The sequence below is a fragment of the Vibrio orientalis CIP 102891 = ATCC 33934 genome (assembly GCF_000176235.1).
Classification (GTDB): Bacteria; Pseudomonadota; Gammaproteobacteria; order Enterobacterales; family Vibrionaceae; genus Vibrio; species Vibrio orientalis.
In genome coordinates, this window is sequence record NZ_ACZV01000005.1 from 1,728,824 (window position 1) to 1,754,140 (window position 25,317).

The 25,317-nt window shown below is 44.6% G+C and carries 24 protein-coding genes and 14 tRNA genes; 21 read left to right on the forward strand and 17 right to left on the reverse strand.

The window, feature by feature from the left end; all coding sequences use genetic code 11:
* Positions 1-143 precede the first annotated feature (143 nt).
* The 16 genes from pth (at position 144) to VIA_RS18580 (ending at position 4,023) form a co-directional block, all read left to right on the forward strand.
* Positions 144-734 (forward strand): aminoacyl-tRNA hydrolase, encoded by a 591-nt coding sequence (pth, locus tag VIA_RS18505; protein ID WP_004418164.1) that lies wholly within the window; start codon positions 144-146, stop codon positions 732-734.
* A gap of 10 nt (positions 735-744) precedes the next feature.
* The gene (gene ychF / locus VIA_RS18510) at positions 745-1,836 is read left to right on the forward strand and encodes a redox-regulated ATPase YchF (RefSeq protein WP_004415012.1); all 1,092 of its coding nucleotides are present in this window, start codon (positions 745-747) and stop codon (positions 1,834-1,836) included.
* 271 nt (positions 1,837-2,107) lie between these two features.
* A tRNA-Met gene (locus tag VIA_RS18515) sits at positions 2,108-2,184 on the forward strand.
* A gap of 37 nt (positions 2,185-2,221) precedes the next feature.
* A tRNA-Leu gene (locus VIA_RS18520) sits at positions 2,222-2,306 on the forward strand.
* Between the two features lie 51 nt (positions 2,307-2,357).
* Positions 2,358-2,432, forward strand: a tRNA-Gln gene (locus tag VIA_RS18525).
* A 78-nt stretch (positions 2,433-2,510) separates the two neighbouring features.
* Positions 2,511-2,587 (forward strand) — tRNA-Met (locus VIA_RS18530).
* 73 nt (positions 2,588-2,660) lie between these two features.
* A tRNA-Leu gene (locus VIA_RS18535) sits at positions 2,661-2,745 on the forward strand.
* Between the two features lie 30 nt (positions 2,746-2,775).
* Positions 2,776-2,860 (forward strand) — tRNA-Leu (locus tag VIA_RS18540).
* Positions 2,861-2,890: 30 nt separating this feature from the next.
* A tRNA-Gln gene (locus VIA_RS18545) sits at positions 2,891-2,965 on the forward strand.
* Between the two features lie 176 nt (positions 2,966-3,141).
* Positions 3,142-3,226 (forward strand) — tRNA-Leu (locus VIA_RS18550).
* Between the two features lie 36 nt (positions 3,227-3,262).
* Positions 3,263-3,337, forward strand: a tRNA-Gln gene (locus VIA_RS18555).
* A gap of 45 nt (positions 3,338-3,382) precedes the next feature.
* A tRNA-Met gene (locus tag VIA_RS18560) sits at positions 3,383-3,459 on the forward strand.
* 73 nt (positions 3,460-3,532) lie between these two features.
* Positions 3,533-3,617, forward strand: a tRNA-Leu gene (locus VIA_RS18565).
* A gap of 30 nt (positions 3,618-3,647) precedes the next feature.
* Positions 3,648-3,732, forward strand: a tRNA-Leu gene (locus VIA_RS18570).
* Positions 3,733-3,762: 30 nt separating this feature from the next.
* Positions 3,763-3,837: transfer RNA gene (locus tag VIA_RS18575), tRNA-Gln, on the forward strand.
* Positions 3,838-3,938: 101 nt separating this feature from the next.
* A tRNA-Leu gene (locus tag VIA_RS18580) sits at positions 3,939-4,023 on the forward strand.
* 190 nt (positions 4,024-4,213) lie between these two features.
* Here the strand turns inward: VIA_RS18580 and VIA_RS18585 are convergent.
* From VIA_RS18585 to VIA_RS18655, 15 genes are all read right to left on the reverse strand, one after another.
* The gene (locus tag VIA_RS18585; RefSeq protein WP_004415014.1) at positions 4,214-5,347 is read right to left on the reverse strand and encodes a flagellin; all 1,134 of its coding nucleotides are present in this window, start codon (positions 5,345-5,347) and stop codon (positions 4,214-4,216) included.
* A 589-nt stretch (positions 5,348-5,936) separates the two neighbouring features.
* Positions 5,937-7,082, reverse strand: a complete 1,146-nt coding sequence (locus VIA_RS18590; RefSeq protein WP_004415015.1) for a flagellin — start codon at positions 7,080-7,082, stop codon at positions 5,937-5,939.
* A gap of 369 nt (positions 7,083-7,451) precedes the next feature.
* On the reverse strand, positions 7,452-8,645 hold the full coding sequence (flgL, locus tag VIA_RS18595; protein ID WP_004415017.1) for a flagellar hook-associated protein FlgL: 1,194 nt from the start codon (positions 8,643-8,645) through the stop codon (positions 7,452-7,454).
* 10 nt (positions 8,646-8,655) lie between these two features.
* On the reverse strand, positions 8,656-10,530 hold the full coding sequence (flgK, locus tag VIA_RS18600; protein ID WP_004415018.1) for a flagellar hook-associated protein FlgK: 1,875 nt from the start codon (positions 10,528-10,530) through the stop codon (positions 8,656-8,658).
* Positions 10,531-10,838: 308 nt separating this feature from the next.
* The gene (gene flgJ / locus VIA_RS18605) at positions 10,839-11,747 is read right to left on the reverse strand and encodes a flagellar assembly peptidoglycan hydrolase FlgJ (protein ID WP_004415020.1); all 909 of its coding nucleotides are present in this window, start codon (positions 11,745-11,747) and stop codon (positions 10,839-10,841) included.
* A 12-nt stretch (positions 11,748-11,759) separates the two neighbouring features.
* Positions 11,760-12,851: a flagellar basal body P-ring protein FlgI gene (locus VIA_RS18610; RefSeq protein WP_004415021.1), complete on the reverse strand. Its 1,092-nt coding sequence runs from the start codon at positions 12,849-12,851 to the stop codon at positions 11,760-11,762.
* A gap of 66 nt (positions 12,852-12,917) precedes the next feature.
* The gene (gene flgH / locus VIA_RS18615) at positions 12,918-13,700 is read right to left on the reverse strand and encodes a flagellar basal body L-ring protein FlgH (RefSeq protein WP_004415024.1); all 783 of its coding nucleotides are present in this window, start codon (positions 13,698-13,700) and stop codon (positions 12,918-12,920) included.
* A gap of 23 nt (positions 13,701-13,723) precedes the next feature.
* Positions 13,724-14,512, reverse strand: coding sequence for a flagellar basal-body rod protein FlgG (gene flgG / locus VIA_RS18620; protein WP_004415026.1), 789 nt, complete (start codon positions 14,510-14,512; stop codon positions 13,724-13,726).
* Positions 14,513-14,531: 19 nt separating this feature from the next.
* Positions 14,532-15,281: a flagellar basal body rod protein FlgF gene (locus VIA_RS18625; protein ID WP_004415028.1), complete on the reverse strand. Its 750-nt coding sequence runs from the start codon at positions 15,279-15,281 to the stop codon at positions 14,532-14,534.
* A 206-nt stretch (positions 15,282-15,487) separates the two neighbouring features.
* Positions 15,488-16,792 carry a flagellar hook protein FlgE gene (gene flgE / locus VIA_RS18630; protein WP_004415030.1) on the reverse strand — a complete coding sequence of 435 codons (1,305 nt, stop codon included), beginning with the start codon at positions 16,790-16,792 and terminating at the stop codon, positions 15,488-15,490.
* A gap of 43 nt (positions 16,793-16,835) precedes the next feature.
* The gene (gene flgD, locus VIA_RS18635; protein WP_004415031.1) at positions 16,836-17,549 is read right to left on the reverse strand and encodes a flagellar hook assembly protein FlgD; all 714 of its coding nucleotides are present in this window, start codon (positions 17,547-17,549) and stop codon (positions 16,836-16,838) included.
* A 17-nt stretch (positions 17,550-17,566) separates the two neighbouring features.
* On the reverse strand, positions 17,567-17,983 hold the full coding sequence (gene flgC / locus VIA_RS18640) for a flagellar basal body rod protein FlgC (protein WP_004415032.1): 417 nt from the start codon (positions 17,981-17,983) through the stop codon (positions 17,567-17,569).
* Between the two features lie 4 nt (positions 17,984-17,987).
* On the reverse strand, positions 17,988-18,383 hold the full coding sequence (gene flgB, locus VIA_RS18645) for a flagellar basal body rod protein FlgB (protein WP_004415033.1): 396 nt from the start codon (positions 18,381-18,383) through the stop codon (positions 17,988-17,990).
* A gap of 269 nt (positions 18,384-18,652) precedes the next feature.
* Entirely contained in the window at positions 18,653-19,480 is an 828-nt protein-coding gene (locus VIA_RS18650; protein ID WP_004415035.1) for a protein-glutamate O-methyltransferase, read from the reverse strand.
* A gap of 11 nt (positions 19,481-19,491) precedes the next feature.
* The gene (locus VIA_RS18655) at positions 19,492-20,418 is read right to left on the reverse strand and encodes a chemotaxis protein CheV (protein ID WP_004415037.1); all 927 of its coding nucleotides are present in this window, start codon (positions 20,416-20,418) and stop codon (positions 19,492-19,494) included.
* Between the two features lie 77 nt (positions 20,419-20,495).
* Here VIA_RS18655 and flgA point away from each other — a divergent pair, with 77 nt between their 5' ends.
* The 3 genes from flgA to VIA_RS18670 all read left to right on the forward strand — a co-directional run bounded on the left by flgA (position 20,496) and on the right by VIA_RS18670 (position 22,085).
* A complete protein-coding gene (gene flgA / locus VIA_RS18660) occupies positions 20,496-21,242 on the forward strand; it encodes a flagellar basal body P-ring formation chaperone FlgA (RefSeq protein ID WP_004415038.1) in 747 nt (248 codons plus the stop codon).
* 80 nt (positions 21,243-21,322) lie between these two features.
* Complete coding sequence (gene flgM / locus VIA_RS18665; protein ID WP_004415040.1) at positions 21,323-21,637, forward strand: flagellar biosynthesis anti-sigma factor FlgM; 315 nt, start codon at positions 21,323-21,325, stop codon at positions 21,635-21,637.
* 22 nt (positions 21,638-21,659) lie between these two features.
* Positions 21,660-22,085: a flagella synthesis protein FlgN gene (locus VIA_RS18670; protein WP_004415043.1), complete on the forward strand. Its 426-nt coding sequence runs from the start codon at positions 21,660-21,662 to the stop codon at positions 22,083-22,085.
* Positions 22,086-22,156: 71 nt separating this feature from the next.
* On the opposite strand, the gene flgP is transcribed toward VIA_RS18670, so the two are convergent.
* Entirely contained in the window at positions 22,157-22,588 is a 432-nt protein-coding gene (flgP, locus tag VIA_RS18675) for a flagellar assembly lipoprotein FlgP (protein WP_004415045.1), read from the reverse strand.
* A gap of 8 nt (positions 22,589-22,596) precedes the next feature.
* Positions 22,597-23,232 (reverse strand): FlgO family outer membrane protein, encoded by a 636-nt coding sequence (locus VIA_RS18680; protein ID WP_004415046.1) that lies wholly within the window; start codon positions 23,230-23,232, stop codon positions 22,597-22,599.
* Between the two features lie 162 nt (positions 23,233-23,394).
* Between VIA_RS18680 and VIA_RS18685 the strand changes: the two genes are divergently transcribed.
* Positions 23,395-24,528: a flagellar assembly protein FlgT gene (locus VIA_RS18685; protein WP_004415048.1), complete on the forward strand. Its 1,134-nt coding sequence runs from the start codon at positions 23,395-23,397 to the stop codon at positions 24,526-24,528.
* 196 nt (positions 24,529-24,724) lie between these two features.
* Positions 24,725-25,231 carry a hypothetical protein gene (locus VIA_RS18690; protein ID WP_004415050.1) on the forward strand — a complete coding sequence of 169 codons (507 nt, stop codon included), beginning with the start codon at positions 24,725-24,727 and terminating at the stop codon, positions 25,229-25,231.
* Positions 25,232-25,317: the final 86 nt, after the last annotated feature.

The window sequence follows — 25,317 nt, forward strand, 5'->3', positions numbered from 1 at the left end:
TTTCGATTAATCCATTTTAAAAACACCCCTCCTTGGGGTGTTTTTTTATTGGTGCAAAGTTCAAGTCAATCCTCATCTCGCCCGATATGAGAATTATGTGCTATCATACTGCGCTTTTTGAGATTCCAAGAGAGATCCTAACCTTGAGTCAACCAATTAAACTGCTTGTCGGCCTAGCGAATCCTGGGCCTGAATACGCTAGAACTCGCCATAATGCGGGGGCTTGGGTAGTAGAAGAACTGGCACGCGTACACAACGTTACTTTGAAAAACGAAGCAAAGTTTTTCGGATTAACGGGGCGCATCATGGTCAACGGACAGGATCTTAGACTACTCATCCCAACGACATTTATGAACCTTTCGGGTAAAGCGATAGCGGCATTAGCTAAGTTCTATCAAATTAAACCAGAAGAGATCATGGTCGCGCATGATGAGCTAGATTTACCACCTGGTGTTGCTAAATTTAAGAAAGGCGGCGGCCACGGCGGTCACAACGGCCTTCGCGACACCATCAGTAAACTTGGAAACAACAAAGATTTCTATCGTCTCCGCATCGGCATTGGCCATCCGGGGCACAAAGATAAAGTAGCCGGTTTTGTTCTAGGCAAAGCGCCGGCAAAAGAGCAAGAGCTTCTTGATGCAGCTGCAGATGAGTCTGTTCGCTGTTTAGATATCCTAATTAAGGATGGTCTATCAAAAGCACAAAACCGTCTACACACGTTCAAAGCTGAATAAGGTTACTATCATGGGTTTTAAATGTGGCATCGTTGGTCTACCAAACGTTGGTAAATCAACTCTGTTTAACGCACTTACTAAAGCAGGCATCGAAGCAGCAAACTTCCCTTTCTGTACTATCGAACCAAACACAGGGGTTGTACCTGTGCCAGATCTTCGTCTAGACGCACTAGCGAAAATCGTAAACCCACAGAAAGTACTGCCAACTACGATGGAATTCGTAGATATCGCAGGTCTAGTTGCAGGTGCATCACGCGGTGAAGGCCTAGGTAACAAATTCCTAGCAAACATCCGTGAAACTGACGCGATTGGTCACGTTGTTCGTTGTTTTGAAAACGAAAACATCGTTCACGTTGCAGGTAAGGTATCGCCAATCGAAGACATCGAGGTTATCAACCTTGAGCTTGCAATGGCTGACCTAGACTCTTGTGAGCGTGCTATCCAACGTAACGCAAAAAAAGCTAAAGGCGGCGACAAAGACGCTAAGTTTGAACTGACTGTACTCGAAAAACTACTTCCAGTTCTAACTGAAGGTGGCATGGCACGTACCGTTGAGCTTTCTAAAGAAGAACTTGCGGCAGTAGGTTACCTAAACTTCCTAACGCTTAAGCCAACCATGTACATTGCTAACGTTAATGAAGATGGTTTTGAAGATAACCCATATCTTGACGCAGTTCGTGACTACGCAGAGAAAGAGAACAACGTGGTTGTAGCAGTATGTGCTGCAATTGAATCAGAGCTTTCAGAGCTAGATGACGAAGACCGCGAAGAGTTCCTTGCTGACATGGGCATTGAAGAACCTGGTCTTAACCGTGTGATCCGTTCAGGTTATGAGCTACTTACTCTACACACTTACTTCACTGCAGGTGTTAAAGAAGTACGTGCTTGGACAATCCCTGTGGGTGCAACAGCGCCACAAGCAGCAGGTAAGATCCACACAGACTTCGAAAAAGGCTTCATCCGTGCTGAAGTTGTTGGTTACGACGACTTCATTCAATACAACGGTGAAAGTGGTGCAAAAGACGCAGGTAAATGGCGTCTAGAAGGCAAAGAATACATCGTTAAAGATGGCGATGTTGTTCACTTCCGCTTCAACGTATAAATCTCACTCAAGTCATTGAGTTTAAAGCCAGCAGACATGCTGGCTTTTTTTGTTATTCGCTAAATCCCCAATTAGTAAAGATCCTTGATGAATGTCATTTTGTTATCGGTTTTCGACCATTAACACGCCTCTTTGTCTAAAAAGAAACCGAACGAGCCATTTTGACTAATTTATTCAAAAAAACTATTGACGGATCTCACTCAACTTCGCATAATGCGCGCCGTTCCCAACAATAAGGCAACACGTTGTTGAGAGCAAAAAACATGGTAATGGCTACGTAGCTCAGCTGGTTAGAGCACATCACTCATAATGATGGGGTCACAGGTTCGAATCCCGTCGTAGCCACCATTCCTAAATGCTTTTTCGAAAGTAATTAGGAATAGATGCGGTCGTGGCGGAATTGGTAGACGCACCAGATTTAGGTTCTGGCGCCGCAAGGTGTGAGAGTTCAAGTCTCTCCGACCGCACCATGTTTTCTCTTCTGATTAGAAGAAAGATGATCTTTATTGATTATCGTCTGCAGGTCTATCGCCAAGCGGTAAGGCAGCGGCTTTTGATGCCGCCATTCCCTGGTTCGAATCCAGGTAGACCTGCCATATTCAAAGTGGAAGTCCTTTTACAAAAAGGGTTGTCACATAGAGCGCGAAGGTTTATATTGTCTCGCTCAAAAAGATGGCTACGTAGCTCAGCTGGTTAGAGCACATCACTCATAATGATGGGGTCACAGGTTCGAATCCCGTCGTAGCCACCATTTATTCCCCTTTAAAAGGGAACATTACTGGTTTTTACCAATTAATCAGTAATGATTTAGATAGATTCAAGATGCGGTCGTGGCGGAATTGGTAGACGCACCAGATTTAGGTTCTGGCGCCGCAAGGTGTGAGAGTTCAAGTCTCTCCGACCGCACCATCTTGAAATCATCTAAAATAAACAACTTATGCGGTCGTGGCGGAATTGGTAGACGCACCAGATTTAGGTTCTGGCGCCGCAAGGTGTGAGAGTTCAAGTCTCTCCGACCGCACCATAAGTTGAATAGTCTTTTGACTATGCCTGCAGGTCTATCGCCAAGCGGTAAGGCAGCGGCTTTTGATGCCGCCATTCCCTGGTTCGAATCCAGGTAGACCTGCCACTATTTATAGGTACAGTGGATAACAGCATTTGATGCCCCATCTATTGTCCCTGGTTCGGTTCTAAGTAGCCAACCACTATTCAAAAAATCAGTTTTATAACTTAACTGGTTTTAGTCTTCCTTTAATTAGGAAGTATCGTTGAGGTTTTACCAATTCTCTCAATGATGTTAGATACGCGGTCGTGGCGGAATTGGTAGACGCACCAGATTTAGGTTCTGGCGCCGCAAGGTGTGAGAGTTCAAGTCTCTCCGACCGCACCATCTAAACTTCAAGATAGTTTTTAACTATCGCACTGCAGGTCTATCGCCAAGCGGTAAGGCAGCGGCTTTTGATGCCGCCATCCCCTGGTTCGAATCCAGGTAGACCTGCCATTATTTTTAGGCACTGTAGAAAACCTTTCTATTGTTCCTTAAGATGGCTACGTAGCTCAGCTGGTTAGAGCACATCACTCATAATGATGGGGTCACAGGTTCGAATCCCGTCGTAGCCACCATTTATTCCCCTTTAAAAGGGAACGTTACTGGTTTTTACCAATTAATCAGTAATGATTTAGATAGATTCAAGATGCGGTCGTGGCGGAATTGGTAGACGCACCAGATTTAGGTTCTGGCGCCGCAAGGTGTGAGAGTTCAAGTCTCTCCGACCGCACCATCTTGAAATCATCTAAAATAAACAACTTATGCGGTCGTGGCGGAATTGGTAGACGCACCAGATTTAGGTTCTGGCGCCGCAAGGTGTGAGAGTTCAAGTCTCTCCGACCGCACCATAAGTTGAATAGTCTTTTGACTATGCCTGCAGGTCTATCGCCAAGCGGTAAGGCAGCGGCTTTTGATGCCGCCATTCCCTGGTTCGAATCCAGGTAGACCTGCCACTATTCAAAAAAATCAGTTTTATAACTTAACTGGTTTTAGTCTTCCTTTAATTAGGAAGTATCGTTGAGGTTTTACCAATTCTCTCAATGATGTTAGATACGCGGTCGTGGCGGAATTGGTAGACGCACCAGATTTAGGTTCTGGCGCCGCAAGGTGTGAGAGTTCAAGTCTCTCCGACCGCACCATCATTAAGAAACCCAGCTTTTTAGCTGGGTTTTCTTTTATCTATCGAAAATGACTCTCCGATTTAAAGACTACAAGCCATTCCGTAACCAGAATCCAGACGACTTCTAAATCGCATAAAAAACAAAACCCAGCCGAAGCTGGGTTTTCACTTAAGTCATGACTTTATTAGTTTCTAAAGAATTCAGCTCTTTAGCCTAAAAGCCCCAACGCTGAGTTGGGCGCTTGCTTTGCTTGTGCAAGAACAGAACTAGAAGCTTGAGTAAGGATCTGAGACTTAGTCAATGCTGTTGTTTCTTTTGCAAAGTCAGTGTCTTTGATGCGGCTATTAGAGGCATTTACATTCTCGTTAATGTTCTCTAAGTTGTTGATCGCATGATTGAAACGATTTTGGAATGCACCAAGCTCTGCACGGTGGCTATCCACAAACTTCAGTGCGGCATCTACGATTGCAACTGACTCCTGAGCCCCAGCTACTGACGTAACATCAATAGTATCAACCGTAACAGCTTGAGCTGCACCAAAGCTTAACTCGCCAGCTAGAGAGCCGCCAAATGTTGCTGCGCCATCAACTTTATTATTGTCGGTAAATAGCTGTAGGTTACCCTCTTCGCCAACCGATGCTTTAACAAGGTCGGTTTGACCGTTGATGTAAGTCGCGAGTTCTTCAATATCATCACCTTCTTTGGCATTGATAGTGATATTTTGCGCTCCGCCAAACTTGTCAGTTAGAGAAATCGTTAGATCGTTAGCCCCTGCTTGCACCGACCAATCTTTACCTTGGCCATTCGCTGCCACGTAGCTGTTACCACCCATCATCACGTTATCACTACGCATGTTGTTCATGGTTAGCATTACCGCCTCACCGTTGTCAGCACCAATCTGGAACGACTTGGTTGCAAACGTACCGTTTAGTAGCTTATTACCACCAAAAGAGGTTGTTTCAGCGATTCGATTTAGCTCATCATTTAGTGCAGTGACTTCCTCTTGGATAGCAACACGCTCTGACTTCGAGTTAGAACCATTCGCCGATTGCAGTGACAAGTCACGCATACGTTGCAGAATGTTGGTTGTTTCGTTCATCGCACCTTCAGCGGTTTGCGCCATCGAAATACCGTCATTTGCATTTCGTACTGCGACATCTAGACCACGGCTTTGAACATTCAATCGATTCGAGATTTGCATACCCGCTGCATCGTCTTTTGCACTATTGATCTTAAAGCCAGAAGATAGTCTTTCCATTGATGTTTGCTGCGCTGAGTTTGCACTGTTTAAATAACGCTGAGCTGTCATTGCAGAAACGTTTGTATTTACATTAACCGCCATAGTGGTTCTCCTATTGATTTTCCATTTACCGGAGTATCCGAAAGGTTTCCGACGTCTCGGAAAACCAATGAGTTCTCTCAAAGTACCCTTTATAACGACAGTGAATTGATGAACTTTAGAGCAAAATGGGGAAAATTCAGTCACGTCATAGCTATTTCATTGAAAACATGACGAAACAAATAAATATGAAATTAGATGCTAAAGTTTTGCCACTATCGGTCGGGTACCTGCTCAGGCGATGAGCACCTAAACAACGCAAGTTATAGAAGCAATAGTAAGAGACTCGTGGCGAGTTTCGAGCGCCCTAAACGAGAAAACGCCCTGCTCCGTTTTAAAGAGCAAGGCGTGAGAAAGAGGTAGCCCCAAGTATAACTAATTAGTCATACCTTCCTTTGAGAGAACCGGGGCTATTTGACAACCAATGCCGTTGGAGATCGAGAGAAATGATCACAGCCTGGTTGTCGTTTACATAAGTGATTCGGTTATAGAACAGGTATGAGAGAGAGTTCTATATTTTCATCACCTATGTTTGCCGTCATCCCTTCACCTAACCCTACGTCTAGGTTACTGCTAGTGAAGGTATTGACTACTATTGCAATAGTGTCATTGCAGAGTTTGGCAACTGTTTTGCTTGAGCAAGTATCGAAGTACCCGCTTGTTGCAGAATTTGTGCTTTCGTCATTGCCGTTGTTTCTTTCGCGAAATCTGTATCACGAATACGGCTGTTTGATGCTTCAACGTTCTCTTGGATGTTAGCCAAGTTGTTGATACTGTGGCTTAGGCGGTTTTGTTTCGCACCAAGATCCGCTCGCTGGGAATCAACATACTTAAGCGCAGCATCAACAATACCAACGGCATTTTGAGCGCCACCGACTGTGTTTACATCGATGTTCTGAACCGTTGTGTTAACACCTGCACCACCAGTAAGGCCCAGTTCACCAGCGAGACCACCGGAGATATTCAAGTTACCTTCAAGGTTTGGTTCAGCGGCAAAGATTTGCAGGCGACCATCTTCATCGACAGACGCTTTTAACTTATCTGTTTGACCGTTAATGTATGTTGCAACTTCTTCGATATCATCACCTTCTTTAGCAATGATATCTAGTGTTACTGCTTCACCATCTTTAGTCGTGAATTCAAACTTAAGATCTTTGGCCGTTGGTGGCACACCCCAATCTTTATCTTTCGCGTTTTCTGGCGCAGAAATAAATGACTGACCACCCATACGGAAATCATCTGCACGCACGCTAGTTAGGCCCATGATGATTGCCTCACCAGAACTTGCACCGATCTGGAATGATGCTTCACCAAATGAACCGTTAAGTAGCTTACGACCACCAAAAGAGGTTGTCTCTGCGATACGGTTTAATTCGTCTTGCAGCGCTGCAACTTCTTCATGTAACGCTTGGCGCTCTGACGCCGAGTTCGTGCCGTTTGCAGACTGTAGCGATAGGTCTCGAATACGTTGCAGGATAGATGTCGATTCGTTCATCGCACCTTCTGCCGTTTGAGCAATGGAAATACCGTCATTTGCGTTACGCATTGCCACATCTAGACCACGAGACTGAGCCGTTAATCGGTTCGAAATCTGTAGACCCGCAGCGTCATCTTTCGCACTGTTGATTTGCTGGCCTGATGATAAGCGTTCCATCGAAGTATTAAGGTCGCCGGTCGCTTTATTTAAGTAACGCTGAGCGGTCATCGCCGAAACGTTAGTATTTACTGTTATGGTCATAGTTTGCTCTCCTATTGAGTTCGCAACTGCTTGCGAAGCGGCCAGCTTTGTCTCATTTGGAAGCACTGACCGTAAATTCGTAGCTAAGTCGGAATATCACCAACTCGAAGCTTGTTGTTTAAACTCTGATTTGATTAATTCAAGTAGCGTGCCAACTTTAAAAACCGTAACGAAACACTTTTTAAGTTATTTAATATCAGCAACTTAAACTAAACACCGACAATTAATTACGCTTACTTGTTTACCGTTCTTAGGCAGCGGCAATCGGTTTGCCGCTTACTTTGCCACCACTTGCCCCTTTCAAAGCCGCTGGTGATGCTACTCAATTTTCTAGCTCGCACTTAAGGCGTTGCACATAAGGCGTAGAGCTTAGATATAATTGAATAGCGTTAAATCTTTTGTTTTACCGAAAGCTTGCTGTGAAGCTTGCAAAGCTCTTGAATTTTCATTGAACTCAATAATGGCATCCGCATAATCCAAGTCTTCAAAGTTACTCTTAGACTTGGCTAAGGTCATTTTGAAGTCTTCGTGCTGCTCTTCCTGAATATCTAATGTACTAAGGCGAGCACCCACATCCGTTCTGGCTTTGTTTAGGTGGATAAAAGCCGCATGAAACTCTTGAGTGATCTGGTGGAGCTTAGCGGTATTTGACGAATCCGATACCGAGCCTGAAGACAAGTTCATCGCCTCTTTAAAGGTATCGAATATGCTGTATGTATCTCGGCGGTCTAAGGTAATTTCATCACCTTTGGTAAGTTGACCTTTAACCTGAATCGTCAGCTCTTCAAATTTGATGCCTTCAGCAGGATTGAAAACGTCCGCTTTTACTACTGAGCCATCACGCTCAAGCTGATAACCATATTTACCGTCGGGCATATCAACAAACGTCACTTTATATTCAGACTGATCATCAGGGTTTGTATTGATTGCACGCTCTAGTAATAGCTCTGAAGCCTCTTTTAAGTTGTACTGAGGTTCGTAGCTACCAAAAGGGTTATCAATCTCCATAAACAACTTACTGCCAGGATTGTTAATTGGCATTTCTAAGCTATTAGAGATTTTCATCTTGCGTTGGTAATCATCCCCTGCGTAAGTCACGTCACCATCTTTATCACGGAAAAATGGCTGATTCTTAGGCTTAGTTCCGGCAAAGATATAGTTACCCGACTCGTCTTGGACATTGACCAAGTTAAGGAAGTTATTGGCCAACTCTTCGATTTCTCGACGCTTAGCTAATCGATCTTCTGGTGAAAGCGAGCCGTTAATCATTTCCATCACTGTACGCTTCGCATCATCGGTAAACTCTTCTGCGTTGGAGATGATCACTTCATGGTGCTCGAGTCGATTTCGCGTCAGTACGATGGCATCAGTATACTGACGTAACTGTTCTTTCTGTTGGCCAATATTTTGAATGTAATGCGTCGCCAACGGGTCATCACTGGCTTTCATCAGTTTTTTACCAGACGCGAGCTGCGCTTGGTTGTGATGCACTTTCGCTTCAGAACGACGCAAATCATTCTGTACTGATTGGTAGTTATGGAAGCTAGAAATTCGATTCAACATTTACGCCTCCCTATCTCAACGCCAGAATGGTATTAAAGGTGTCATTTGCCGCCTGCATGATGCGCGAAGAAGCCATATAAGCTTGCTGAAACTTCATCATATTTGCTGCTTCTTCATCCAAGTTGACACCCGCTATCGATGCAACCCTCTCTTGAGCCGCTTCTTTTTCTAGGCGCGACACATCCGTTAGACGCGATGCTGTCGACATTTGCAGGCCCACATCCGTATTCAAGTTGTGGTAGATATCTAAAATGGTCGATTCACCGCCATTCAGTTTTTTATCGGTCTGAATATTTTGCATTTTTAGCAAGTTGCCGTTGTCACCTTCAGAAGGGACAAGGTTTGCCGTGAACTTATCGTTGGGCAATGCGCCGCCCGTTAGCTCAAATGACGTGCCTTGCACAGTCACGGCACCTGTAGGTGGATAGTCTTGAGGTTGCAGTAACACTTTACCTTTCGTATCAGTCACAGCGAACTGCTTACCGTCTGGTGAAATCACCACTTCGAACTCTCTAAGAGCGCCTGCCTGAGCAATATTAAATTTGGCCGTGCCTTGCGCAAAAGTGGTTGAGGCTTCGTAGCTTTGAGCCGCGATCGCACTAGGGTCATTGGTTTCCACCCTCATTTGTGCAGCGCCACTTCGCGTCGGTCTTAATAGCACGCGCTCGCCAGACTCCAGATCGTTACGAATATCGATTCGAATCCCATCTAAGCTAATGGCATTGTCGACCACCGGCACGATAAACTGCTCACCACTTGGGCGAGTAATGTAGTAGTCACCGCCACTGTATTGGAGTGAATATTCACCACCGATAAGCTGATTGGTATCTTCGATGTATACCGCTAGATCTGCTTTTGAATTTGATGAAGTCACAACGCGAGATTCAGCAACAATGTCTGAGTTCACATCGGTAAACATCAGCCCACCGATGTTACCGCGCAAGTCTAAACCTTGCGATTGTAACTTATTTACTTCATAGGAAAATGAGGTTGCCAGCTTACCTAACTCATCCATTAGCTGCGGGATTTTTTCATCACGCATCGAGAGCATCGAACCCAGTTTGCCGTCGATATCTTTAGTGGTAATCGCTTTGATGCCCTTGCCTTCAATCATCGCTAAACGACGCTGATGAACATCCGGGTAGCCATCGATCATTTTCAATTCACTGGATTCGGTGCCCGAAACTAACGTGTGGCCATTACCAATATGGACATTAAAACCTTCAGCATTTTTACGGGGCGTTACCGTCACTTTGGTGTATTCAGATAGCTCCGCGATTAATTTCTCATGCGTATCCATTAAGTCGTTATGAGGGCCTGGTGTACGCATCATCAAACGGTGCAAGTCACGAATTTCAACCGCAAGTTGGTTAACGCGTTCGATACCTAAATCAAGCTTCTTATTCGTCACATCTGACTGGTGTCGAATAGTTTCATGGAAGTCATTAAGGTTTTGGGTAATGAGGTTAGCTTTTTCAAGCACCACTTTACGAGCACCAACGTCGTTGGGACTATCGGCTAACGACTTAACGCCATCAAACCATTCGTTTAAATTTTCTGGGATTTTCTTCGAGGACACAGATGACAGCATGTTGGATAACATTTCCAAGTTCGCTTCATCGTCGATTTTATTGGCATGGCTAGTGGTCGAGACATTAAGCTCGTTAACGGCAAACTGATCCCAAGAGCGGCGAACTTTGTCCACATGTACGCCCATACCGTAGGTTTCCCCACCGTATTGACGCGGCATGTTTGTGCCTTGTATCACCGACTGACGGCTATAACCCTCTGTATTTACATTAGAGATGTTATGACCAGTGGTGTTGAGTTGTCTCTGAGCCGTCAGTACGCTTTGCGCACCAAGATTCAGAAGATCAGACGCCATATTGCCCCCAATAAACCTATATAAATCAGTATTAACTGAACATCTGTTTAACTAAAAGCAATATATGTGCCATTAGGGGGCAGTTGGAGTATTTAGAATCACCCAAGTTGTGTATCTATATGTCATCCTCAAGAGTGAGGAACGAGCGAGTTGGGGATCTCTGTAAGATTGAAATGAAGAGTGGGCAGATTCCCTACTCACTCCTTCGTCGCTCTATGGAATGACATTTTCCCTGAGGAGTAAGCTCGTATATCGGAGCAACGACTTTTCTCTTCCAACAAAAAACTCACCCTTAGGTGAGTCTGTTGCTACATCTGGTCAATTTTCGCTTTAACCCTTAGTACTTTATCAGCGTAACTTGGGTCTGTTGCATAGCCTGCTTGGTGAATTCCACGAATAAACTCTTCGTTATTGCCACCATGGCGCAGTGCCGTTGTATAACGCGGATTTTCATTTAGGAAACGAACATAGTCATTAAAGCTATCTTCATAGTTTTGATATGAACGGAAGGCTGCTTGCTCTTTAACTGGTACACCTTGGTGGTATTCCAGAGTTTGAGTTGCCACCTTATCGCCACTCCAACTTCTGTCGGCTTTAATATTAAATAAGTTGTTACTGCTACCACGAGAGTTATTAATCACCTTCTGCCCCCAGCCTGTTTCAAGCGCTGCTTGAGCAAGAAGTAGTGAAGAGTCAACCCCAAGAGCTCTGGCCGCTTTTTCTGCATAAGGCTTCATCGAACTAACAAATGACTCTGGAGAATTAAATCGTGATGGCTCAGTTTGCTCTGATTGAATGACCGTCGTGCTATCAACGCGCTCTTGGCGAATGCGATCAACTTTCTGCATCATCGCTTCGAAATCAGTATTTCGTGCGTTGGCATTTTGGTTCTCGACACTGCCAGAGGTTAGCTGCGCAACGATCATATCTGCCAAACCAAGAGAGCCTGACGCGCTCAATTCACTCGACATTTGTTCATCCATCATCTGACGATAAAATTGCTGATTCTGGCTGTCCATCAAGCCCGATTCAAACGTCGAGTTAGCATCACGCATCGACTTAAATAACATTGAGGTGAAAATCGCTTCAAACTGTTTAGCCGCCGCAGTCAATGCCGCTTTTTCACTCGTTTCATCGCCGTCTACCGCTTTTTGACGAAGCTTATCTAGCCCAGCGATATCGTGGATAAAACCAATATCATTGCCATTATTAATCATTACTCTACTCCCTTAGATAACGATCAATTGACCTTCAATAGCGCCTGCTTGCTTCAATGCTTGCAAGATAGCCATCAAGTCAGAAGGAGCTGCGCCCACTTCATTCACGGCGCGGACCAAATCATCTAGCGTTAGGCCAGGTTCGAATTTGAACATCTTGCCCTGCTCTTCAGTCACTTCGATGTCAGTATCAGGTACAACAACCGTTTCTCCGCCACCAAAGGCATTCGGCTGACTGACATTAAGATTCTCTTTGATCGCAACCGTCATTCCGCCATGAGTCACGGCTGCGGGCTTCAAGCGAACATGTTTACCCACCACGATCGTTCCTGTGCGAGAGTTAACGATGATTTTTGCTGAACCTTCCGCAGGATTAAACTCAAGGTTCTCAATCGCAGATAAGAAAGCGACACGTTGGGTAATATCACGCGGCGCGCGAACCTTAACCGAGGTCGCATCAATCGCTGAAGCCATCTGCGGACCAAGGAAGTTGTTTACTGCATCTGCCATACGCTGCGCGGTTGTGAAGTCAGACTCAAGTAGATTAAAAGTAATGTAGTCGCCGCGGCTAAATGGGGTAGGAATTTCTCGCTCGACCATCGCACCATTAGAAATCATGCCCGCTGTTGGGTTGTTACCGACAATTTTAGAACCGTCCGCACCCGTTGCACTAAAACCACTGACTACAAGGTTACCTTGTGCGACGGCATAGATTTGCCCATCAAGACCTTTGAGCATGGTTTGCATAAGCGTGCCGCCACGTAGGCTTTTAGCAGAGCCAATTGAAGAGACAGTTACATCAATAGTTTGACCTTGTTTAGAAAAGGCCGGTAGCTCAGCCGTCACAATAACAGCGGCAACGTTTTTCGACTTTGGCTTAGTACCTGGCGGCATCTGGATACCAAAGTTTTGCAACATGGCATTAAAACTTTGATCGGTAAATGGCGTGGATTCACCTGTTCCCGGTAAGCCTGTTACCAAGCCGTAGCCAACCAATTGGTTACTACGTACGCCCGCTACTTGCGAAACGTCTTTAATGCGTGCTGCGTGCGTGTGTGTCGCGATAAACAGCAGACTTGTAACAAGGAGAAACCACTTTTTCATAACCGTACCTTTACTCTACACTCAACCAGCTTTGTATTTGTGCCAAAAAAGCGGCATTAGCTGGGATTAGAGAGAGACATTAAAGAATCGTGCCAAGAATCCAGGTTCTTGCATATCTTGTTGTGTACCCGTGCCAGAGTACTGAATTCTAGCGTTAGAAATACGGGTTGAGGCAATGGTATTTTGATAATCGATATCGTCAGGGCGGATGGTGCCACTTAATCGAATATATTCATCACCTGTGTTTAATGTCAGCCACTTCTCGCCACGAATCACCAGGTTACCGTTAGCTAATACCTCGATAACTTCGACGGTAATTGAGCCAGATAAGCTGTTGCTTTGGTTAGCCGCAGCACTGCCGCTGAATGAATTGTCGTTGCTAAGGTTGTATGAAAAGTTGTAGTCACCGATGTTAAGCTGCTGACCACCAACCTCCAGTGGATCCATCGTCGCATCATTGTTCTTCGATAAGTCAGCGTCTGAACTCTTAGACGCATTGGTGCTTTCATCTAGTGTGACAGTAATAATGTCACCAATACCACGTGGCTTAGAATCATCATATAGACTGGATGCACGGCCACTGTTAAACAAAGAACCAGTTTCTGCCGCATAATGCTCTGGTTGGTGCTTAGGGTGGATCGGAGACCAAGCAGGGTCACCAGATACAGGGTCATTTCTGCCGCGCAGCGTATCAATGACGCCAGACTCGCCATCACTCGACTTATCACCTTCAACAGCATCAACCGTTGTTGTACCTTGAACGACATCTGGCGTTTCAATTGGCGGCTGCATAAGCGTACAACCAGATAAAGTGGCAATACCCAACAGCATGGCTAGTAATCGATTCATCTCTCTACCCTCTTCCAACTAGATTAAAGCTGTTGGTTAACAAAGCTCATCATCTTGTCGACTGCAGAGATGACTTTAGAATTCATTTCGTACACACGCTGAGCTTCAATCATATTAACCAGCTCTTCGGTAACGTTAACGTTGGATGTTTCCAGCATCGACTGGCGAACATCACCAAATCCATCAAATCCAGGAACGCCTTCTTGAGGGTCGCCACTTGCACCTGTTGCCATATAGAGGTTCTGACCAATGGGCTCAAGACCACCTGGGTTAACAAAATCTACCGTGGCAATTTGACCAACCACTTGGTTGTCCTGCTGACCACGAATACGTACTGATACTTCACCATCAGTACCAATCGTAATGCTCTGCGCATCTTCTGGAATGGCAATTTCGGGCTCAAGCGCATAGCCTGCACCCGACGTTACGATAACGCCTTCGTCATTGACGGTGAATTGACCATTACGGCTGTAACCAATGTTGCCATCTGGCATTAAGATCTGGAAGAAGCCATCACCTTCAATCATCATATCGAGACTGTTGTTGGTCGTCTGGGTGTTACCTTGGGTATGAACCTTTTGGGTTGCCACAACCTTCGAACCCGCACCTAGCATCAAACCGCTTGGAAGTTCCGTGTTTTGCGAAGATTGACCACCAGGTTGATTGATATTTTGATAGAACAAATCTTCAAATACCGCGCGGCTTTTCTTGTAGCCGACGGTCGATGCGTTCGCTAGGTTGTTTGAAATCGTTGAAATATTGGTCTGTTGAGCATCTAAGCCCGTTTTACTTACCCATAATGCAGGATGCATAACCTTCTCCTAAAATCTATTAGCTCATACGAAGCAGAGAGTCAGACGCTTTGTCCATATCTTCTGCGGTGCTCATCATTTTCACTTGCATTTCGAATTGGCGTTGTAAGTCAATCAGACTTGTCATTTCGCCGATAGCATTGACGTTACTACCTTCGATTGCACCGGTGAGCAGTTTTACATCGGCATCTGCTTCGTATGCCGTATTAGGATCTTTTGCACGGAATAGACCGTTGATGTCTTTGAATAGTGATTGATTATTGGTGCGAGTGAGTTTAATTCTATCGACAACTTCAATGGCATCTGCTGGAGCGCCTTGAGGAACCACAGAAATTGTACCGTCGTTGCCGATCTCGACTTTACTCACGGGAATTGGAAGTGTAATAGGTGCGCCAGTTTCACCGAGTACTAAGTGGCCATTGCCGTTGGTCAGTAAACCGTTCACATCAACGTTTAGATTACCGTTACGTGTCAGACCTTCTTTACCAGTCTGATCAAGCACTGAGATCCAGCCATCACCTTGAATCGTCACATCTAAGTCACGCCCCGTGGTAATGACACTACCTTGTTGGAAATTATGTCCCGGACGCTCTGTCATGCTAAACACTCGGCTAGGAACACCCTCGCCGTATGCTTGCATTGAACGCGCTTGCGCCAAATCAGCACGGAAACCCGTGGTACTGACGTTCGCTAGGTTATTTGCTCTAAGCTGTAATGCCTGCATATTCTGCTTGGCGCCGCTCATCGCAAGAAACAGTGCACGATCCATAATTTGCTCCAATAATCACAATTCTGATCAATAGAAAGCAATAGGTATGCCAACTTATAAAAGTCTTTTTATATCAACAGATTAAAATCAAAACAGCAAGTTTGATGGAGAAGATAGAGGAGGCAAAGAGTGAGAGGCGGCAACATAGCAAGCTGATCTTTGCCACCAGCTTGCTATACAGATTATTGCCAAACAACGTAAATCGATTAACGGATTTGTAGGATGTTCTGTTGCGTTTGGTTGTGAACTTCTAAAGAACGAGAGTTCGCTTGGAAGTTACGTTGAGCCGAAATTAGGTCAACCAGCTCTTGAGTCATATCGATGTTCGATTGCTCAAGCGTACCGCTACTGATCGAACCAAACGAACCTTTATTCGACTCGCCCCAAATCTTGTCCCCAGAGAACTGGGTAGAGTCCCACTGAGTACCACCTTTCTTATCTAGGCCTTGCTCATTGGCTACACGAACCATGGCAACACGACCTAAAATGATGTTCTCACCATTCGAATAAGTACCTAGAACACTACCGTTTTCGTCGAAGTCAACTTTAGTCAGGAAGCCTGTTGTCGCGCCATCTTCATCGAACTTAGTCAGTTCAAACGGTGCGGCAAACTGTGTCGCATCTTGCAGACCGAATGAAAGTGTTTGGTTAACATCCGCACCGTTAAGTTCAACAGGGTTTGCACCCGTACCTAATGGCTCAGAAACAATATTTTGACCATTGTTAAGACTTGCTAGAGTACCGTCGTTGTTAAACTTCATCGTATGTCCAATATGGCCAGTCGGAGAAGTTGCATCACCACCCGTAATGTTCAGAGGTTTCTCACCCGCACTGTCAGTCACTGTGTAGTATGTCTGCCAAGTGTTAGGCTGAGTCTGATCTTTCAAGTAGTAAGTCGTTAACTTGTACGATTGACCCATAGAGTCATAGATCGTCGAAGACGTTGAACGGTTGTATGTTTCAGGATCTGAGTAATCAAATAACGCAGGATCTTTCAGCTCACCACCAGCAGGCAGGTTTACACCGACTTCGATGTTTGCCGTTTGCTTAGGCTTACCAAATTCTTTTGGAATGTTGATTGGTGACGGCTCATAAGAAAGAACATCACCCGTATCTTTATTCACTTGATAACCTAACAGGAACTCGTCATTCGCCGTTACCATGTAGTTATCTTTATTCAGGTGAAACGCACCATTACGCGTCAGTTCGTTAGATGTCGGAGTCAAACGGTCTTTAGCAACCGCGAAGAAACCAGTACCACCGATACGTAAATCCATTGGGTTATTGGTATAAATACTTGAACCTTCATGGAACTGTTGTGCCACCTTCGCCGCTTGTACACCTTGTCCAGGTGTCGTTTTAGCGTGAGTGAACAGTGAATTCGAGTAAACATCACCGAACTCAGCACGAGACTCCTTAAAGCCATACGTGTTCGCGTTCGCAATGTTGTTACTGGTTGTATTCAAGTCTAATTGAGCAGCGGATAAACCGCTTAGTGCAACATATGACATTCCAAAATCTCCTATCTAGCTAGCATAACTACTTAATTAAGAGCTACGCCTTACCAACTTCTAGTACTTCAGCAAGTCGAACTGGCGACTCAAAGCCAGCCAGATTGAGTAGTACGTTACCATCACCTTTACCAAGAAGGACGCTGTTGACGTTTGCATAAGTCGAAACTTCAAACTCTTTCGCCTTCCCGTCTAACAAACCCGATGCTTTCACATTGTATTTGCCAGCCGGCAATGGATTACCGTTTTGATCTTTGCCATCCCATTCGACGCGATTATCACCCGCAGGTTTAGAACCGACTTCAAAGGTACGGACAAGCTGTCCCATCTGGTCTTCTACTCTTACCATCACGTTATCGACAGCTTGAGGTAGTTTGACCATAGCAGCCATATTACCGTCATCTTTTTTCACGCCCGCAGCACCTGGTACTAGGACATCACGTCCAACTAAGGATGAAGCCTGTAGTGCTTGGTTAGAGGTCATTGAAGCATTCAGTGTTTCAAACTGATTGTTCATCTTGCCAATACCATCGACGGTTGCGAATGACGCCATTTGTGCAATCATCTGGTCATTACTAACCGGCTTAAACGGATCCTGTTGGGCAAGTTGCTTAGTGAGCAGTGATAAGAAGTCTTCTTGCTTTAGATCTTGCTTACCTGTTGTCTCATTCGGCTTATTCTTGTCCTGTAGCTGTTTAAGCTGGTCGATATAGGACAAGCCACTCTGACCAACATTATTATTAATGCCTCCGGCCATCTGTTACCTCCTTATCCTTATTGACCCATCTGCAGCGTACGCAGCAGCATTTGTTTACTTGCATCTGCTACTTGAACGTTCGTTTGGTATGAACGTGAAGCAGATATCATGTTAGCCATCTCTTCCATTACATTAACGTTAGGCTTGTAGATATAGCCTTCGTCGTTTGCAAGTGGGTGATCCGGGTTGTATTCCGCACTGAGCGGTTTGTCACTTTCAACAATGCCCATCAATTTCACTGGCACAGTGTGGTCGCGGCCATACTTTGCCTTACTTAACTCAGCACCGAACACTGCATGACGCGCTTTATAGGTATCTTTCGCTGAGCTAGAAATACTATCTGCGTTTGCCAGGTTGCTTGAGGTCGTATTTAGACGAACAGATTCAGCGCTCATGGCAGAACCAGTTACATTGAAGACGTTAAATAAGCTCATCTAATTATTCCCCTTTAATTGCTTTCGTTAAGTTCTTGAATTTACTTCCTAAGAAGTCGAGTGATGCTTGATGACGAATCTGATTTTGCATAAACAAGTTACGCTCTAAATCTACATCGACCGTATTGCCATCACCCGTGTCAGGTTGTGTTGGAAGACGATACATTACTTCCCCTGTCACTTGAGTAGAGGCAGCGATATGCCGACCATCAGTTCGGCTAAGACCAATGCTTGCCTCTGATGTTGCCGCCTGCAGTGCCTTTTGAAAGTCCATTCCCTTCGCTTTGTATCCAGGTGTGTTCGCTTGTGCAATGTTGGTGGACATCACCTCAGCATTGCGCTCACGTACTCCCACCGTGTGTTGGTGGATACCTAGTGCATTGTCAAAAGAAATAGCCATGTTGACCTCTACTTAAAGAACTGACCGTTAGTAATAATTACAAAAGCAATATGTGTACCAACTTTTAGAATTAGTCCAATTTTGCTTTCACGTTAGGTAGAGCAATAACCACGCCAACTTAAGGTTTAGCAATAGTTATAGGGTTGAGATTTGGAATGCCTCACCAAAAGTATACTCGCTAGACTCTTAGCACTCGAATTATTTTCCAGGCAGTAGATACGACAAAGCCCAACGAAATGCTGGGCTTTAATTAGAAAATGTTGATCGCGCTACTTAAGCTTGTAGATAATTCCAGGGTTACAACGAACCATATCAAATCTATCGGTTAAACCAGTCAACGACTCTGATGCCCCTAGCAATAAATATCCGCCTGGGTTTAAGCTATTTGCCATCTGATTTAGGACCTGAGACTTCATATCTGGAGAGAAGTAGATCAACACATTTCGACAGAAAATAATGTCAAACTTACCGAGTAACGCATAGCTATCCATCAGGTTTTGGGGACGGAAATTCACTAAGCGTTTTACATTGTCTTTCACTTTCATTCGACCATCACCTGCATCTTCAAAGAAGTTGCGTCTACGTTCAGGTGAAAGACCGCGGCCAAGCGCTAAGTTGTCATAAATACCCGCACGACACATATCCAGCATGCTTGCAGAAATATCCGTCGCTGTAATAGAGACGCTCGGAAGCATGCCTGGCTTGCGTTGCTGCTGCTCTAGCACCGTCATCGCCATCGAATAAGGTTCTTGACCCGAAGAACTGGCCGCTGACCAAATTTTAATAGGGCGCTTATTTGCCGCCGCTTCAGGAAGTAGCTTATTAGCGAGTACTTCGAATGGGTAGGTATCGCGAAACCAAAGTGTTTCATTGGTCGTCATTGCATCGACAGCAGCAACTCGTAGTTCACGGTTACGCCCGCTCACTACATCTCTCAATAGATCAGATAGAGAAGCCAACTTGAACTTAGTAACAAGTGGGCTAAGACGACTTCTAACGAGGTATTGCTTGCTATCGCCAAGAACAATACCGCATTGTGACTCTAAGAAACGGCTGAAATCACGATACTCTTGATCGCTTATAGTTATTGCTGTCATTCACTTCTCTTTTAATTAGTAAGTGCCGATTTCACTGCATTACCCAACTCGTCAGGGTTAAATTTCGCAATAAAGGAGTTCGCACCAACACGCTCGACCATCGCTTGGTTAAACACCCCACTCAATGACGAGTGAAGGATCACATAAAGATCTTTCAAATCTGGGTGGCGACGTACTTCTGCAGTCAAAGTATAGCCATCCATCTCTGGCATTTCGATATCAGATATCACTAACGAGATCTGATCGTAAATACTACCAGTTGCCGCCATTTCGACTAGTTTATCATACGCTTCTTTGCCATCTTTTGCTGAAACGACTTCAAAACCTAATGAAGTAATCGCGCGTTCTACCTGCTTACGAGCTACCGTAGAATCGTCGGCAATAAGAATTCGGCGCACAATTTCTTTTTCTGTTTCTGCTTGGGCAATCTCTTCGCTGATTGAAGAATCCATGGTTTCGTCAACCGGAGCGATTTCAGCAAGAATTTTCTCTACGTCTAAAATTTCGACCAATTCATTGTCGATATTGGTTACCGCAGTTAGGTAGTTCGCTTTACCTGCACCGTCTGGTGGCGGCAAAATTGCTTCCCAGTGCATATTGATGATACGTTCGACAGACGTCACCAGAAACGCTTGTATCGTGCGGTTAAACTCCGCAATGACGACAAAAGCCTTTTCAACGTCAGTGGTCGGACGCCCACCAATCGCTAAACTAAGATCAATCACTGACACCGTATGTCCGCGAATATGAGCAACCCCTTTAACAAGAGGGTGCAAGTTTGGCATTGAAGTAAGCTTAGGGCACTGAAGTACCTCTTTTACTTTAAATACGTTAATTCCGTAACGCTGGCGCCCCATTAGGCGAAAGGTTAGGAGTTCTAATCGGTTTTGACCGACGAGTTGCGTACGCTGATTCACTGAATCAAGAATACCGGTCATAAGCTCATCTCCATCTCAAACTTCATGCTAAAAAAATGGTAGTCTACATAGTGGCCATGAAAAACCAGAGAAACAGAATGATATATCCTAAAACATCATTACGCTCAATTTCCATAACTAATTGTAGAGCTTTCTATAAAAAGTTTCGTAAGTCTATCGGCTTTTTATTCTTTTTCTTTAGTTTTTCAGTATTTTCCGCAACAGAAAGCCAAATTAAGCTTATTCAACAAGCTGCAGAAGAGTACATTATCGCCGAAATTGAGTGGCCAATTGGAGGTAACCTTGAGGCGAAGGCGGCGAATATTGATAGTCGTATATTTGCCACTGACTGTCCAAGCCCACTATCGAGTTCTTCTTCGTCGACCAACCCCAACTCCAGTAATATTACTGTTCTGGTTGAGTGCCTCGATGACAATTGGCGAGTCTATGTACCAGTACGTCTGATTCGCACAGGCCCTCAGGTCACTCTCACCTCTCCAATTTCCCGTGGTCAGCTAATTTCTGAATACGATGTCACTATTAGTATGGTAGACCTACAACGTTTTAGACGGCAAGGATTTACCTCAATCGATGCTGTCATCGGCGCAAAAGCGAAGAAAAACCTTCGTGCTGGAGAAGTCATTGAGGACAGAGACATTTGCGTTGTATGCCGGAATGAGACCGTCACTATCAAAGCAGTGAAATCAGGCATGACCATTACAACAAAAGGGGTCGCTCTGACAGATGGTTCACACGGTGAACAGATAAGAGTGAAAAATAGTAAATCCAACCGTATAATTGAAGGACGAGTATCTGGAATTTCGGAAGTCACGGTTATCTTTTAGCAAATCTGATAAAAATGCTAAAGTTCTCACCGTACTCGTCGATATTGACAATACAAGTTCTATTTTAAAAAGGCTCATCTATGGCAGGCATTGATAATATACGTTCAGGGCAAACACTCTCGACAACGACGAGAAGCTCAGTTCGCAATGATAACTCGACCACTAGCGGTTCTGACTCAGCAAAAAAGTCTACCGTTGCTCAGGACGCGGTTTCACTAAGTTCTCAGGGCAAAGCGGTCGGAGAAATGCATAATCAAATGGTTAGCCAACCTAGCTTTGATCAGGCAAAAGTTGCTGCGATAAAAGAAGCGATTGCCAACGGCTCTTATACAGTCGATCCGGAAAAGCTGGCAGATAATATGATGAAGTTCGAAAAAGAACTTGGCGGACTTTAAATAACAAGTGAGAGTTCAATAGATGGCAGCGCTACATGGTTTGGTCGAATTTCAGTTGAAAAATGCCCTAGAGCTTAGTGATGTTCTTGAGCAAGAAAAACACGCCATCACCAGCCGTCAATCTAAAAATATTGAACAGATAGCCACCAAAAAAGTCACCCTCATTGAACAACTGCAAGTCACTGATGATCGTATTCGTCGCCATCCTGACGTTGAAAGCTTAACCTCAGATCCAGAGTTGAGCCCTCTGGTAGAGCAAATCCGTGAGCTTATTTCTCAATGTCAGCAAGCGAATGAAGTGAATGGTCAAGCATTGCAACGCGCGCAGTTAAGCTACAATAAGCTAAATAACTTGATGAAGCAGTCTCAAGGCAAGCTTGGCATGACATATACTGCCGAAGGCCAAACGAAGAATGTAACAACGCTTGGAACAAATATTAAAGCCTAGTGTGATTTTCCCAAGTAAATAAAAAGCGGCAATGATTGCCGCTTTTTCTGTATCTGGAGAGAATATTTCAACTAGAAAAGTGTTTGCTGCCTTTTTTCTGGCACCTGTTGAACTTCACCGTAATCACGCAGTTTGTTCATCTTCTCGATATCTAAACGAAGTTCAGTCACGTAACTGTCACCAACTTTATAGCTTCTTACAACCTCTGCACCACGGATAACACCGTCTACTGCGCCAGACGTAAGCTCAGTCCCGAGACGTTGATCTTTAAGATCTGCTCTGCCACTCACGCGCATGCCATACACTTGTTCAGCGAGTTCACGATAAGCGTCGATTTTAGAGGCGCGCATCGCACGTACCTGCTTTTCATCTTCGTTACGCCCTTTTTGTTCACTGATGCTAGCGTAACCAACTGCCGTCAACCAGTCATCAGGACGCATGTTCTGCAGAGGTTGACAACCAACCATCATCAAAGCAACAACAAGAAGTAATAACTTTTTCATTGTGTCTCCTATGGACGCAGAATCACGGTATACGGTTGAGTCATCGTTGGGTCAGAGCGAATTAATACCCCATCTTGGGTACGAATGCTATTAAGTGTATCAAGATCTCGACCAATACGATCTGCTGGCAAGAACCCTTGAGCCGTAGCAACCACAATTCTTGACTGCATGCCAACAACGCGTGCATTCACCAGCACTCCCCCCTCTTGACGAAGCATGGTACCGGTCAGTACATATTGAATATCTTGCTCTTGCGCAAGATCTTTCCAGTCTCGGCTAAAGGCGAAATCACCTTGATTCGTCACTTGAATCGATCCTGTTGTTTTGTAATCAACAACCTTGAACCCTCGACGTTGAAACTGGTGAATAAATCCTTCCGATACAGAGTTACCTAACCAGTTGGTCGCATCCATATTCTGCAAATCAACAAATGATGTGACTGCAATCGGTGTGCGAGCCGATACACTCGTATTGGAAATCATCAAGTCCTCGGTCATGCTCTCGACAAAAAAGTCAAGAGTATGACGCGGGCTGTCCATCAGCATAAACTGGGAACCATTGTAAGGTTCTTTACCATTGTATATTGGCGCATACGCACAGGCGGTCAAAAACACCACCGGCACAAGCGATAACCATTTTTTCATTCTCTAATCTCCGATACATTAAGGCCTAAATGTCGACTCTTTTACAAAAAAACGAAAAGTGGAACATTCTTTGCTTTTCTATCAATGCAACTATTCAGAAAGGCAATGCCTAAATCAGCTAAGATTTATTAAGCAAAAAATGAACCAACTTGGTAATCAATCATGAAAAAATCGCTTCTGTACTTTTTATCAACCATCTACTTAAGTCTGTTTGCACACGGTGCACTGGCGGGTTGGTATGAGGTAACGGGGACTTCAACTATCGTTTCATCAGAAGAAGTGGCCCGTGTTCATGCGCTAGAAGACGCAATCTACAAAGCAGTGAGCTTTTCAGGCGCTGATATCGGTAGCATCGCTAACCTCCGCCCATTACTTGAAAGTGGACGTAAAGAGTATCAATTCACCGGCACTGAAGTGCGCTATATCTTAGTCGAAGAAGAAAGAACTCGTAGTGGCGTTATGTTCGTCAAAGCGCGTATCGATATTTACCCATCGGCAACAGGTTGCCATGTCAGCCAATATAAAAAGACGTTCTTAGTTGGAAACATTGACCTAGCCTCTCCACAGCAAGCGGTGATGGGGCAGATATACAGTGTTGGAGACGACTTCGCCAACGTCATCAACCGCCAATTAGATCAAGAGTCTGCTAGCTTTATTTCCGTTGGGACGACCGACTTTGAGATCAGTAAGAAATACCCCGAGCGTCTTAAAATGATCGCTGAAGATACTGGTGCGCAGTACATTATCGGCGGTGTGATTACCGACTTAACGGCAACTATTGAGAAGAACCTAATTAAAGATGATGTCATCAACCGCCAGTTTGCGCTAGAGATGACGATTTTCGACGGCAAAACCGGTAATGAAGTCTATAACCGTAACTATCGTGAAGTGGCACGTTGGCCATTTGCCAAAACAAGCCAAGTCGATACTAAAAGTGCTCGCTTTTGGGCTTCAACCTACGGTGATATGATGCTTCGTGTCAGTCGAAACATCATGCTTGACCTCGAATCAGAAGTCTCTTGTAAAATCACTCTACCCGAAGTCGTCGCTAAATGGGGCAATACCATTACGATCGACCTAGGGCGTGTTCATGGCGTACAAGAAGGTGACAAGCTACAACTTTGGCACACTGGATCTTTTATCGATCAACGCGGCTTACCTAGAAACAAAGTCACGGAAACTGACATAACACTAACGGTATCTCGCGTGTATGAAAACGAAGCAGAACTGTCTGTCGATCAAGCGGAATTAGCTGGCAGCATTCAGATCGGTGATGTTATGCACAAATTGCTGTAACGATATGATTTAAATGGTACGGCACTCCCTAGCACAGTAGGCAGCAAGTTCTCATTCTAAGAGCTAGAATTCGCCCGAGAACACCATCCTTATATCAGGGCCAAGTAAAAATGCTTGGCCCTTTTGCTTTCTTGGCTTCACCATCCTTTAACTTTCATCTAGAATAATTATTAATAAAGTTATCTATAGTAAAGCAATGAAAAAAAGTAACTTAGAGACCAACACTGGTCATCGCTTCATTTCTAAGGCCAAAACAGCCTTTAAAATTCATATCCATACTCCAGATGACAAAGTCATCCACCGTTCTGTCGGCTACATTCGTATTGGAGAGAAGAAAGGTCTGCAGAAAGCGATTAAGTTACGAAATGAAATGGGTAGCGAGATGTGGGGCAAATTTTGGCGCCGTTTACTTAAAGACCCTTACCTGATGACACGATTGCCTCATTCACTTGAACCTAAGATCATCTTTAAACCTCGACCGACAAAAGATGACCCAGGCGCTAAAGATGAATGCTATATCGCCGCATGGCGCAACTATGATGAAAATGGCAAGTTGATCTATCGAAGCGTCGTTTGCTCCATAAAAAAACATGGGCGATTAGCAGCCTACTCAAAAACCAAAAAAGCGCTCCTCGCGGCCAATAAGGAAAACTTAGAGATCTTGGAGTTTATGGGCCGATTAAATAGTATCGATTTAAAATAATTGCCAAATTCGCAAATACTCTATCATTGCAAAGCTAGCCGTGATTAAAACAAAAAAGCCTTGGCATCGACCAAGGCTTTTCATTT